This window comes from Rhodomicrobium sp. R_RK_3, from assembly GCF_002198715.1.
Classification (GTDB): Bacteria; Pseudomonadota; Alphaproteobacteria; order Rhizobiales; family Rhodomicrobiaceae; genus R-RK-3.
The window spans coordinates 65327-77909 of record NZ_MWLK01000022.1; the positions used below are offsets into that span (position 1 = coordinate 65327).

General features: G+C 64.5%; 13 protein-coding genes. 4 read left to right on the plus strand and 9 right to left on the minus strand.

Features of this window, described 5'->3' with window-relative positions; all coding sequences use genetic code 11:
* Positions 1 to 3: 3 nt before the first annotated feature.
* Positions 4 to 363, plus strand: a complete 360-nt coding sequence (locus BLEFHOIH_RS12730) for a DUF1304 domain-containing protein (RefSeq protein WP_088345993.1) — start codon at positions 4 to 6, stop codon at positions 361 to 363.
* A 4-nt stretch (positions 364 to 367) separates the two neighbouring features.
* On the opposite strand, the gene BLEFHOIH_RS12735 is transcribed toward BLEFHOIH_RS12730, so the two are convergent.
* The 4 genes from BLEFHOIH_RS12735 to BLEFHOIH_RS12750 form a co-directional block, all read right to left on the minus strand.
* Positions 368 to 781 (minus strand): type II toxin-antitoxin system VapC family toxin, encoded by a 414-nt coding sequence (locus tag BLEFHOIH_RS12735; RefSeq protein ID WP_088345995.1) that lies wholly within the window; start codon positions 779 to 781, stop codon positions 368 to 370.
* A complete protein-coding gene (locus tag BLEFHOIH_RS12740; RefSeq protein WP_125461685.1) occupies positions 762 to 1022 on the minus strand; it encodes a hypothetical protein in 261 nt (86 codons plus the stop codon). Before BLEFHOIH_RS12740 ends, BLEFHOIH_RS12735 begins: the two co-directional genes overlap by 20 nt.
* Before the next feature lie 62 nt (positions 1023 to 1084).
* Positions 1085 to 2236, minus strand: coding sequence for an SH3 domain-containing protein (locus BLEFHOIH_RS12745; protein ID WP_088345999.1), 1152 nt, complete (start codon positions 2234 to 2236; stop codon positions 1085 to 1087).
* Positions 2237 to 2484: 248 nt separating this feature from the next.
* A complete protein-coding gene (locus BLEFHOIH_RS12750) occupies positions 2485 to 3669 on the minus strand; it encodes an isovaleryl-CoA dehydrogenase (protein ID WP_088346001.1) in 1185 nt (394 codons plus the stop codon).
* A gap of 166 nt (positions 3670 to 3835) precedes the next feature.
* Here BLEFHOIH_RS12750 and BLEFHOIH_RS12755 point away from each other — a divergent pair, with 166 nt between their 5' ends.
* Entirely contained in the window at positions 3836 to 5074 is a 1239-nt protein-coding gene (locus BLEFHOIH_RS12755; RefSeq protein ID WP_088346003.1) for a hypothetical protein, read from the plus strand.
* A gap of 25 nt (positions 5075 to 5099) precedes the next feature.
* Here the strand turns inward: BLEFHOIH_RS12755 and BLEFHOIH_RS12760 are convergent, their stop codons facing one another.
* The 4 genes from BLEFHOIH_RS12760 to BLEFHOIH_RS12775 form a co-directional block, all read right to left on the minus strand.
* A complete protein-coding gene (locus BLEFHOIH_RS12760) occupies positions 5100 to 5576 on the minus strand; it encodes a DapH/DapD/GlmU-related protein (protein WP_088346005.1) in 477 nt (158 codons plus the stop codon).
* Between the two features lie 555 nt (positions 5577 to 6131).
* Positions 6132 to 7757: a CTP synthase gene (locus tag BLEFHOIH_RS12765; RefSeq protein WP_088346006.1), complete on the minus strand. Its 1626-nt coding sequence runs from the start codon at positions 7755 to 7757 to the stop codon at positions 6132 to 6134.
* 91 nt (positions 7758 to 7848) lie between these two features.
* Positions 7849 to 8394: a cytochrome b gene (locus BLEFHOIH_RS12770; protein ID WP_088346258.1), complete on the minus strand. Its 546-nt coding sequence runs from the start codon at positions 8392 to 8394 to the stop codon at positions 7849 to 7851.
* 29 nt (positions 8395 to 8423) lie between these two features.
* Positions 8424 to 9104, minus strand: coding sequence for a RibD family protein (locus tag BLEFHOIH_RS12775; RefSeq protein ID WP_088346007.1), 681 nt, complete (start codon positions 9102 to 9104; stop codon positions 8424 to 8426).
* A gap of 124 nt (positions 9105 to 9228) precedes the next feature.
* Here BLEFHOIH_RS12775 and ribA point away from each other — a divergent pair, with 124 nt between their 5' ends.
* Both ribA and BLEFHOIH_RS12785 read left to right on the plus strand, forming a co-directional pair.
* Positions 9229 to 10335: a GTP cyclohydrolase II RibA gene (ribA, locus tag BLEFHOIH_RS12780; protein WP_245296992.1), complete on the plus strand. Its 1107-nt coding sequence runs from the start codon at positions 9229 to 9231 to the stop codon at positions 10333 to 10335.
* Between the two features lie 83 nt (positions 10336 to 10418).
* The gene (locus BLEFHOIH_RS12785; RefSeq protein ID WP_088346009.1) at positions 10419 to 11948 is read left to right on the plus strand and encodes a glucan biosynthesis protein; all 1530 of its coding nucleotides are present in this window, start codon (positions 10419 to 10421) and stop codon (positions 11946 to 11948) included.
* Here BLEFHOIH_RS12785 and BLEFHOIH_RS12790 read toward each other — a convergent pair.
* Positions 11930 to 12400, minus strand: coding sequence for an HPP family protein (locus BLEFHOIH_RS12790; RefSeq protein WP_088346010.1), 471 nt, complete (start codon positions 12398 to 12400; stop codon positions 11930 to 11932). The genes BLEFHOIH_RS12785 and BLEFHOIH_RS12790 overlap by 19 nt on opposite strands.
* Between the last annotated feature and the right edge of the window lie 183 nt (positions 12401 to 12583).

A 12583-nucleotide genomic window follows, 5' to 3' on the forward strand; every position in this document is an offset into this window, starting at 1 on the left:
ATTATGGATATCGCGGCAGTGATTCTGACCGGGATCGTCCTGGCGATCCATGTTTACATCGTGCTGATCGAGACGGTGCTGTTCCGGACGCGCGGGGCAAAAGTGCTCGGCATCCCACCAACCCGCGTCGAGGAGATGGCGCCCGCGATGTCGAACCAGGGCTGTTATAATCTGTTCCTGGTCGCGGCGCTGGTCCTGGGCTTCGTCTATCCGGACCCGAAGGTCGCCGAAGCCTTTACACTATTCGGACTGGCCTGCGTGATCGTCGCCGGCATCTGGGGCGCGCTGACGGTGAAGCCGCGGATCTTGTTCGTCCAGACCGTGCCGGCGGCGCTGGCGCTGGGTGCGGTGGTGCTGTCTTGAGAGGCTAAGACCCATCAAGAAACTGGACCTCGACGCCGGACAGCTTTCGGGCGACCACAGCCATTTTTCGATCCGCCGTCAAAAGCGCCGCGCTTTCCCGTTCGGCAAGCGCCAGATAGAAACAGTCGTAGATCGGGTGGTTGAGGTCATAGCTCATGCGCGCGGCATCGAGATGGAGCGCGGGAAGCGGCTCGAGGTGGTCGAATAGCGGTGGCACGCGCTTGAGCGCCGCCTCGGCATCGCGGCGGGCCATCAGGCCGGCGCGGACGGCTTTCCACAAGGCGTTGCCGATTTCGGCAAGGATCAGATCCGGCGCAAGCAGCGCCCTGTCCTGCACGGCGTCCTGAGCCGAGGGCCAATGCCAGGCAGGCACGAACCAGCGGACGGCGACGCTGGCGTCAACGATAAGGCTCGTCATTGTCTCGGTCTTCCCGGATCAGCACCGTCGGGTCGAGCGCCGTTTGCACCGGCCCCTGTCTCATGGCGGCGGCATGTCTCAGCGCGTCGATTTCCGCCCAGAGGTCGGTCTTGGACGGCTTCGCCGCCTCGACCAGAATATCGCGGACGGTCTGCTCCAAAGACTGATCGGCCCTCTGCGCCCGCTCCTTCAGCCGCGCGATCACCTGATCGTCCAAATTTCTTACGATGATCTGACCCATCGGAACCTCCATGCTATCACGATGATAGCACATGCGGCCCACCCAGGGAAGGCGCCCGGGCGCTACTTCTTCTGCGGCTCCAGATGACTGGCCCTCACCCAGCCGGCGATGCCGAGATAGCGGATGTGGCACCAATCGTCGTCGCAGCCGCCGATGGGGACGATGCCGGTCGCATAGGCCGGGATCTGACCGACCACCACCGCGTTCGGGTTGGGATAATCGAGCACGTCGAGCGCGTTCCACAGGGCCAGCCCGCTGACCTGGAAGGATTGCGAGGCCTCGATCGCGGCGTCGGCCAGATGGCGGCGCGCGACCCAGCCGGTGGATTCGCCATAGCGCACCAGGCACCAGCTATCGACGCATTTGCGCAGGCCCTCGACATCCTTGGCGTCGTTGGGGATCCAGGCGACGATGGCGGCGCTGCTGCCCGGCTCCGCCCGCATCGGCAGCGAGCTTTGCCCGGCGAGACCGGCCAGCGTGTAGGTCTTGGTGTCGGTGTCGCCGAGAGGCTTGGCGAGGGCGGGGCCGAGCGCGGCGGTCGGCAAAGTCCGGCTCAGGGATTTGTCCTCGGGCTCGGCGGGGGCGAGCGCGGCGGTGCTCTCATGGGCGAGCGCCGCGTCCTCGGGCTTCAGATTGCTGTTGCTGATCCAGCCGACCAGTTCGCCGGCGCGTACATTGCACCAGGTGCGGATGCAGGAGCCGAGGCCCTCGACGACGGCGGTGTCGGCGGAGAGGCGGCCGGCGACCGGCAAGGCGTCATTGGGGAAGGCGTAGATGGGGATCGGCCGGCCGTCGGTGCTGACGAGCTGCAAGGGCTTCTTCAGCCCCGCGCCCAGCACCGGCTCGGACTCGGAGAGGAGCGGGGCGGCAGCCGGCGCCGGTTTCGGCTTGGCCGCCGCCTCGGTATCCGCGTCGTCGTCGTCATCCGGCTCGATGAAATGGCGGTAGACCCAGCCGTTCATGCCGCGAAATTCGATCGGGCACCAATTGCCCGAACAGGCGCCGCCTTCGAGGCCGCGCGCATCGCCGGGGATGTAGGCGAGGATCTTGGCGCGGTTGTTGGGATGGGTGCGCAGATGGATGCGGGCCTCGGAATTGAGATTGGCCGCGCGCCAGGTCTCCGCCACGGCGCCGCCGGGCGCCGCGGCCATCAAGGCGCCGAATAGGGGCAGTGAGACCGCCGCAAGCTTTGCGAGTCCACGCCGCACGATCATCAAAACGCTCCCAAACGCACACAAGCTTACCCGCCCGATCGCCAGAAACTCGGGCTTCTGCCAGACGATCTCCTGCCCTGCGATGGTACCTGTGGCGATTTATCAGTCCTGGCTGGCCGAGTCTTGCGGGCGGACCCGCGCTTGCCGTGAGCGCGTCCTAGGTGTCAACCGCAAGTCCCCGATCCTCGGGGCGGAATAATGCCGTAAGGCGAGGCAGTTGGGAACAGTTTTTCGGGGGGCGTCTGCGCTTAAGAGTTTTCCTCGAACAGCTCGCGGCCGATCAGCATGCGGCGGATCTCGCTGGTGCCGGCGCCGATCTCGTAGAGCTTGGCGTCGCGCAGCAGGCGGCCGGTCGGATAGTCGTTGATATAGCCGTTGCCGCCGAGGATCTGGATGGCCTCGAGGCTCATCCAGGTGGCTTTTTCGGCGGCGTAGAGGATGGCGCCGGCGGCGTCCTTGCGGGTGGTCTCGCCCCGGTCGCAGGCGCGGGCGACGGCATAGACATAGGCGCGGGCGGCATTCATCGTGGTGTACATGTCGGCGAGCTTGCCCTGCATGAGCTGGAAGGCGCCGATCGGCTGGCCGAATTGCTGGCGCTCATGCACATAGGGCAGCACAAGGTCCATCGCTGCCTGCATGATGCCGAGCGGCCCGGCCGCCAGCACGACGCGCTCATAATCGAGGCCGGACATCAGCACGCGGACCCCGCCATTGAGGTCGCCCAGCACGTTCTCGAGCGGCACTTCGCAATCCTGGAAGACCAGCTCGGCGGTGTCGGAGCCGCGCATGCCGAGCTTGTCGAGCTTGGGCGAGACGGTGAAGCCGGGGAAATCCTTCTCGATCAGGAAGGCGGTGATGCCGCGCGGGCCAGCGTCCGGATCGGTCTTGGCGTAGACGACGAGGACATCGGCATGCGGGCCGTTGGTGATCCACATTTTCGTGCCGTTCAGCACGTAGCGGTCGCCCTTCCTCTCGGCCTTGAGCTTCATCGAGACGACGTCGGAGCCGGCGCCGGCCTCCGACATGGCCAGCGCGCCGACATGCTCGCCGGAGATCAGCTTCGGCAGGTAGCGGCGCTTCTGCTCCTCGCGGCCGGCGCGGCGGATCTGGTTGACGCAGAGATTGGAATGGGCGCCGTAGGAGAGGCCGACCGAGGCCGAGGCGCGGCTGACCTCCTCCATCGCCACACAATGTTCCAGATACCCCAGGCCCGAGCCGCCGAATTCCTCCTCGACGGTGATGCCGTGCAGGCCGAGATCGCCGAGCTTGGGCCAGAGGTCGCGCGGGAACAGGTTGCTGCGGTCGATCTCCTCGGCGCGCGGGGCGATCTCGTTGGCGGCGAAATCGGCGACGGTGTCGCGAAGGAGATCGGCGGTCTCGCCGAGGTCGAAATTGAGCCCGCTGCGGTGATTTCTTCCGGCTGCCGGTCGCATCTGCTCTCTCGCTTCTCACCAAAGCCAATCTCGCTACCACAATAAGCTTGCCCGGTGGGCGCGCAAGCTGGAAGACTGCTCGCGGCCGGGGAGGGCCGGATGGCGGTCTCATGATCGGTTCATCATGGGGCGGGCACGATTGCGGCCACACGTAAAGGAGTTTGCCATGCGCATGAGCGATATCTCCCCGGCGGCGGCGGTTTTTCTGTTCGGCGGCCTGATGCTGGCCCCGGCCCCGCTCATCGCGCAGACGCCGGTCCCGCCGCCCGCGCAACAGGCGGCGCCCGTGCCCGAGCCGCGCACGGTGATGACCGACCGCAAGGCCATCGATCTGCTCGACGCCATCGACAGCCTGCTCAGCCGGACGGCGGAGGAGAGGGCGCAGCTCAAGGACCTGCCCCGGCGCGACACCTATGTGATCCCGCCGCTGTGGAAGGAAACGCGCGAAGACCGCGAAAAGCGGGTGCGCAAGCTCCTGGATTCGGTGCTGGAAATCGTCAGCGACGCACCGGTCGTCGAGATGCAGGCCAAGCTGCAGGAGCACCGGCGCTCGATTTCGGATCTGAAGGACCAGATTACCGCCTTGCGCGAAAAGCGGCTGCGCGCGCCCGAAGGCGGGCTGATGAACGGCATCTTGACGGACACGCAAAGCTCGATCGACGGCAAGATCGCGGATCTGCAAGGCCGGATCGCCGCGAACGAAGAGGAAATCGCCAAGGTCAAGCTGGAGATCAAGGCGGCGCTGACCAAATCGGGCGTCGAGATGAGCGATGCCCAGCTCGATCTGCTGCTCGACAGCGTGCTCGGCAGCGATCTGATCCGGCTGGTGACGGCGTTCCAGGCGGCCCGCGCGGTTGACGACCAGCTCGGCACGCTGCTCGGCCAGTCGAACGAGGATGTGAAAGCGGCGCGGCGCTATTTCGCCATGCACGCCGCTTTGTTCGCGATGATGGTACACGCGCAGGACATGCTGATCGAGAAGATCGACGACGTCTATATCACCAAGCTGCGCGGCATTCTGGGCGACATCCGCAAGACGCGCGAGATCAGCAAGCGGCTGCTCGGCGAGCCGAACCGGCCGGACCAGAAGCGGGCGCTGGACGCCAATGTGGCGGCGCAGAATTTTTCCGAGAAGGTGGCGAGCTTCTACCGCGACTATCTGCTGACCCAGCGCCGCCAGCTCGCCGAGGCGCGCGACCGGACGCTGCGCGATCTGGCGATTGCGGACAACACGTTCGAGACGGTCGAGGCCAGCTTCCAGTTGCACGACCTGATGGAGGACGCGCGAACCTCGTTCGAGGCCCTGCAGCGGCTGGAAGCGCCGGGCTTCGATCAGGTCTTCCGCAATGAGACGCTGCGGAAGGAGTTCGAGAGCCTGACGCAGAAGCTCGGGCCGAGTTCCTGAAGCAGCACCGCAGGCCGGCTCTGTTTTAGCTGGCGCGATTGATTTCGGCCGCCGCCAGCCAGGGATCGCTGATCGCCAGATAGCCGGCCCCCTTCAGGCAGCCGCCTCTGACCGTCTGAATGCCGGAGCGGATCACCCGGGCGGGGTTGCCGGCCACGATCGATCCGGGCGGCACGTCCCGCGTGACCACGCTGCCCGCCCCGACGATCGAGCCGTTGCCGATGCGGACCCCCGGCAGGATGATCGAGCGGCCGCCGATGAAGCAGCGCTCGCCGATATAAGTGTCGGCACGCAAGCCCCGGGTCATGTCGTGGGTAAGGATGGTCGCCTCAAAGGCCACATAGCTGAAGGCGCCGATATGCACGCCGCGGGGATTGTCCAGGTCCAGTCTGGCTTTCAGGGAAATGGAGCAGGTCGGGTGCAGGTCCATTCCAAAGATTTTCGCAAGATACCATCGCCTAATCCCGAGCACGAAAAGCCGGGGATGCCGCAGCAAACGCATTTGTAACCTCGGAGGACAAATTCTTTGTGGCGGTTCGGGGTTAGCGCCCCAATGGGGTCGATTTCGGATTGCCGGAAGCGCCGACGTCGGGGGCAAACGGCTCGAGCATAGATCGGCCCATCGCTAGAATTTTTGGCCGCTGCGAAGCAGCAATCCGGACAGCCGGAGGCCAAAATTGATGATCCTTATTATCAGGAAATAACTGCAACCCCTATACGTAGAGTGCGTTTGTCCACAACTCGAGCCAATTCGGAAAAAATCGGCGCTTAATAAAATTTTATCTAAGATTCATTTTTCGTTCTGCGTTCGTCCTGCCGGATCGCGGCGGGAATGTGGCCGTGTTCTGGTGGGGCGTCTGAGCGCATCGCATGAGTCGGGCTCAGCCAGAGCGGTGTCTCTCAACCTTCCAAGTCGCGAGAGCCCAGCCCTCTCCCCATGGGAGAGGGAGCTAGGCTGCGGATTGGTTATGGGCGTCGGTTTCCGACTAAACCGATGCATGCATAGCGGCTCCCGGGGGGCGCTTTTGCTCCGCCCCAGCCTTGCGGTCCGTCGAGACTAAACGAGGCGGCTTTGCTCCACGGCGGCCTCGATGAAGGCGGCGAAGAGCGGATGCGGGGCGAAGGGGCGCGATTTCAGCTCCGGATGGAACTGGACGCCGATGAACCACGGGTGGTTCGGGATCTCGACGATCTCCGGCAGGGTGCCGTCCGGCGAGACGCCGGAGAATTTCATCCCCGCCGCCTCCAATTGCGGACGGTAATTCATGTTCACCTCGTAGCGGTGGCGGTGCCGCTCGACGATCTGCGAGGAGCCGTAGATGCGCTGGGCGAGGCTCCCCGGCGCCAGATGGGCCGGGTAGGAGCCGAGCCGCATGGTGCCGCCGAGATCGCCATTGGCGCGGCGCTTCTGGATGGCGTCGCCATGCATCCATTCGGTCATCAGGCCGACGACCGGCGCCTGCGTCTCGCCGAATTCGGTGGACGAGGCGCCATTGATCCCCGCGACATGGCGGGCGGTCTCGATCACCGCCATCTGCATGCCGAAGCAGATGCCGAGGAAGGGCACATGGCGCAGCCGCGCATAGCGGGCGGCCTCCATCTTGCCCTCGGTGCCGCGCTCGCCGAAGCCGCCCGGGACCAGGATGCCATGCACATTCTCGAAGGAGGCCGCGGGCGAGCCGGCTTCCAGCTCCTCGGAATTGATCCAGGAGATATTGACGCCGACCCGGTTGGCGATGCCGCCGTGAATCAGCGCCTGGATCAAGGACTTATAGGCGTCCTTCATGCCGGTATATTTGCCGACGACGGCCACGTTGACGTGCCCGTCCGGGCTGGCGATGCGCTCGGAAATCTCGATCCAGCGGGTGAGATCGGGCATCGGCGCCTCGATGCCGAAGGCGTCCAGCACCTCGCGGTCGAGCCCTTCGCGGTGATAGGCGACCGGCACGTCGTAGATGTTGGGGACGTCGAGCGCCTGGATGACCGCCGTCTCGCGCACATTGCAGAACAGCGCGATCTTGCGGCGCTCCTCCGGCGGCACGGCGCGGTCGGAGCGGCAGAGCAGGATATCCGGCTGGATGCCGATCGAGCGCAGCTCCTTCACCGAATGCTGGGTCGGCTTGGTCTTCAATTCGCCCGCCGCCGGGATATAGGGCAGCAGCGTCAGATGGATGTAGACGGCGTGGCCGCGCGGCAGCTCGTTGCCGAGCTGGCGGATCGCCTCGAAGAAGGGCAACCCCTCGATATCGCCGACCGTGCCGCCGATCTCGACCAGCACGAAATCGACGTCGTCATTGCCCGCCAGCACGAACTCCTTGATGGCATTCGTCACATGCGGAATGACCTGCACCGTGCCGCCGAGATAGTCGCCACGCCGCTCGCGGGTGAGGATGTCCTGGTAGATTCGGCCGGTGGTGACATTGTCCGCGCGGGTCGCCGAGACGCCGGTGAAGCGTTCGTAATGACCAAGGTCCAGGTCGGTTTCCGCGCCGTCGTCGGTGACGAAGACCTCGCCGTGCTGATAGGGGCTCATGGTCCCCGGATCGACATTGAGGTAGGGATCGAGCTTGCGCAGCCGCACTTTGAACCCGCGCGCCTGGAGCAATGCCCCAAGCGCCGCGGATGCGAGACCTTTTCCCAGAGAGGAAACCACGCCGCCAGTTATGAAAATATATCGCGCCATGGGCCTGCAGAATACACAAACCCATGGCGATTCGAAGCGCGAAATTGCCGCTTGCCAACAGTTTGGCCGGATCGCTTGCCGTAACGTCCTATTATGGAACCATTCGCTGCAATACGCCGTCGCCCCGGACCACGAAATGGTAGAGCGCGGCGCCGATATGCAGAACCAGCAGCCCAGCTATGGTGAAGCCGAGCAGCTCGTGGGTGAAGAAGAGGGATGTCGAGATCGCCTCGTCCTTGGCGAGGATCGGCGGAACCGTAAACAGCCCGAAGAAGGAGATCGCCGCGCCATAGGCCGAGGTTGCGGCCCATCCGATCAGGGCTTGGGCGATGATGAGGGCGTAAAGCGCCATGTGGACGATATGGGAGACGGTGCGCTGGGCCGCGTTCAAAGTCGGCTCGGGGGGCGGTGCGCCATGGATCAGTCTGTAGCCCAGCCGCACGAGCATCAGCATCAGCACCAGAATGCCGAAGGAGCGGTGCATGGTATAAAGGCCGTCCTGCAGCGGACCGGCATCCAGCGAGCCCATGATGATGCCGATCGGGATCATGGCGAGCACCAGCACCGCGATCAGCCAATGCATGAATATGGCGAAGCCGGAATATTTATCACCCGCCAAACTTATGCGTTCGTTCATGACGTTTGTCATTTGCCGCCTCCTCGAATTTAAGATTTAAAGCAACAATCGAATAACACATCCCCTCCGCCAAGCGCGTAGGAGCGCGTTACCGGCGTGAGCGCTTCGTCAACTTCCTCGATCGGCGGCAGTTCCAGGCCGGTCTGCCCCGAACCCAGGATCATGGGCGCCACGAGCAAATAAAGCCTGTCGACCGCCCCCGCCGCGAGGAATCGCGACACCGTTTTGGCGCCGCCCTCGATCAGGATGCGCCTGAGGCCGGCCTTGTGCAGGGCGCGCACGATGGCGTGCGGATCGAGCCCGTCCGGCCCGGCGTCGACGCAGATCGTGCTGGCGGCGGGCGAGTCGCAATTTTTTAGGGGCGTCACTACATAAATTGCTGTGCCGTCATCAGATAGACACTTCGCCCCTGTTGGTAACCTGCCATTAGGATCGATGACGACGCGCGCTGGAGACCGTCCCTCCACGCGGCGCACGGTCAGCAGAGGATCGTCCGCAATGACGGTGCCGATACCGACGACGACGGCGTCAACCGAGGCGCGCAAGCGATGCAGGAAATCGAGGGCACTTGGCCCGTTGATATATTTCGAAGCCCCAGTCGGCGTGGCGATGCGGCCATCGAGCGACTGCCCTAGCTGGGCCACCACATAGGGACGGGCCGGATCGCTCGCGGCGATCGGATCCAAGGCTGATGTTGGGTCGTTGTTCATCGTCAATGAAGGACGCTCCGTTGAATCAGACAATCGATCACGCCTTTTTTTTCACTAGCGTACAGAATAGTCCGCCAAGCAAACGTGTTAATGCATGCGGATCATGAAGGGGAGCAAAACTGAGATGGGTAGCGAGAGTTTAATGGACCTGATGGGCGATCCGCATGAAGTGCGGGTTGAACGGGCGCTGGCGGAAATTCGTTCCGGCCGTCCCGTCCTGCTGAGCGCCGCAGGTGCCGACTATCTCGTCATGAGCCCCGAAACCGTCGACGACGAGGCGCTGGCCGCGATCCGCGCGGCGAGCAAGGCCCAGCCGCAGCTCGTGCTGTCGCGGCCGCGGCTGCGCCTGCTCGGCCATAAGGGCGACGATGCCGGCATCATCCCGGTCAAGGGCATGAACGCCGCCGAAATTCATGCGCTGGTCGCGCATACCGACATTCATCTGAACGGCCATGCCCCGAAGCCGGCCGGCGAAGCCGACAAGGCCGCGCTCGACCTCGTCCGCCTGGCCTATCTGCTGCCGGCGGCGATCGTCGTCGAAATGCGGCAGGAGCCGAACGCGCCCGCCTCGACACTGGTGCGCGTCGAGGTAGAGTCAGTAAAGCATTACCGCGAGCATGTCCTGACCTCGCCGCGCATCGTTTCGCGCGCGCCGGTGCCGCTCGACGATATCGGCGAGACCGAATTCGTGGTGTTCCGCGGCGGCGAAGGCATGCGCGATCAGGTCGCCGTCGTCATCGGCAAACCCAAACCGGGCGAGCCGGTCTATGCGCGGCTGCATTCGGCCTGCCTGACGGGCGATCTGTTCGGCAGCCTGAAATGCGATTGCGGCGACCAGCTTCGCGGCACGGTGAAATTCATGGCGGAGAATGGCGGCGGCGTGCTGCTCTATCTCGACCAGGAGGGGCGCGGCAACGGCATCGCCAACAAGATCCGCGCCTACCGGTTGCAGCATGCCGGCTACAACACGTTCGACGCCGACGAGATTCTCGGCTTCGATCACGACCAGCGCCGCTTCGATTTCGCCGCCGCCATGCTGAAGCAGCTCGGCTATCAGTCGATCCGCCTGCTCACCAACAATCCCGCCAAGGTCGAGGCCTTGCAGGCGGCCGGTCTCGATGTGGTCTCCAGCCACCGCGCCAAGGCCCGGTTCACGTTGCAAAATGTCGGCTATCTCGCCGCCAAGCGCGATCACGCCGGCCATATGATCGAAGAAGACTTGAAATACTGACGTAACCAGTCCATTCACCGCAAGGATGCCTTGCGGGCTTCCCCTGACGCATCGCCAATTGCCCCGCCGTTGAGGGATCGAGCATGAATCGACGCGCTTTCCTGATGGCTGCGGGGCTCGGCAGCCTCGCCGCCGCGCTTGGCCGCAGCGGCTTGGCGGCGCTGGCCGAGACCGGGCCCGCCACGGATTTTTCCTGGGACATTCTGAAGGCGAAAGCCAAGGCGCTGGCCGGCGAGCCTTACCGCTCCGCCGCCGGCCAGATCGCGCCCGCCCTCGCCGACCTCAATTACGACCAGTTCCGCAATATCGAATTCGACAGCGACAAGGCGATCTGGAGCGGCACCCAGATCCCGTTCCGGATGGAGCTGTTCCATAACGGCTATATCTACCGCGACCCGATGGACATCTATCTGGTCGAGAACGGCAAGGCGGCGCCGATCCGCTACGACAAGTCGATGTTCAATTTCGGCCCCGCCGAGCAGCGCGTGCCCTTGCCCGACGATGCCGGCTTTTCCGGCCTCAGACTGCACGCGCCGGTGCATGAGCCGAATGTGTTCGAGGAATTCCAGGTCTTCCAGGGCGCCAGCTATTTTCGCGGCAAGGCGATGGGGCAGACCTACGGCCTCTCCGCGCGCGGCCTCGCCATCAACACCGCGCGCGAGGGCGGCGAGGAATTTCCCAGCTTCCGCGCCTTCTGGGTGGAGACCTCGGCGGCCGATTCCCACACCGTCACCGTCTATGCGCTGCTCGACAGCGACAGCGTCGCCGGCGCCTACCGCTTCGTCATCGGCCGCGCCGTCGATGTGGTGATGGATGTCGACTGCGCCATCTATCCGCGCAAGGCCATCCAATATCCGGGCATCGCGCCCTTCAGCAGCATGTTCTTCTTCGGCCCGGCCGATCACACCCCGCACGATGATTTCCGCCCGCGCGTGCATGATTCCGACGGCCTCCTGCTGCTCACCGGCGAGGGCAACTGGATCTGGCGCCCGCTCGTCACCGCGCCGCAAATCCTCTATTCGGTGTTTTCCGACAAATCGCCGCGCGGCTTCGGCCTGATGCAGCGCCAGCGCGATTTCGACCATTACCAGGACATCAACGCCGCCTATGAGCGCCGCCCGAGCGCCTGGGTCGAGCCGCTGTCGGATTGGGGCGACGGCAGCGTCGACCTGATCGAGCTGCCGACCGGCACCGAATATGCCGACAATATCGTCGCCTTCTGGCGGCCGAAGGACCCGCTCCAGGCCGGCGGCAGCTACGACTACCGCTACCGCCTGACCTGGTGCTGGCATGTGCCGGGCGAGCGCCCCGTGGCGCAGGTGCTGCGCACCCGCAGCGGCGTCGGCCTGCCGCCGGGCAGCCGCTATATCATGATCGATTTCGCGGGCGGCGAGCTCTATGCCGATGCCGATGATGAGCATTGGGATTATGACGTCACCGCCAGCGCCGGTTATATCAAGGCCTATACGATCGCGCCGAACCCCTTCACCGGCGGCAAGCGTGTCGGCATCGAATACCACCCGGACGGCAGCAAGGAAGCGGATCTCGCCTTCCAGATCAGCCGTTTCGGCAAGAAGCTGACGGAGAAATGGGTCTATCGCTGGGCGCCCTGACCGGCCCCAGCCATCGCCTGCAAGCGCTCCGACGTCCGCGCCAGCAGCATGACGCAGAGCGCCCCCGCCAGCACCGGCATGAACAAAAAGGTCCAGTCCAGCGACGAATTGTAGATCACCAGCGGCGTGATGCCGGCGGGCGGGTGGAAGACGTCGAACACCAGCATCAGCGCGATGCTGAGCGCGACCACCGCCGCCACCGTCGCGATGCCCTCGAAGCCGCTATAATGCAGGGCGATGCCGGCGCTGGCGCAGATCAGATGGCCGAAGATCACCGCCTTGCTCCGCGCCGGCGGCGATCGCGGGGCGCCGGCGACCAGCACGATCGAGGTGGCGAAGGGAATGGCGCCGAGCGGCGTGCCGGACAGGGCGGCGAGCGTCAGCATCGCGGCAATGCCGAAGCCCCCGCATGCGGCCGAAATCAGAGTATGGGCGAGAGCCTTCCTGTCCATCCGGAGAGTATCGGGTATATTGCCAAAATTTCACTTGAGGATGATAGCGGCGCGCGCGATTTTGCCCATGCGACGCGGTCTTCGCGGTGATGATCGGAAGAGCGCAATCTTTTTTCGATGCATATGCGCCGCAAGTTGTGTAAACGCGATGCAACGCAGGCTGCAGTTTCGATACGGCCGGCC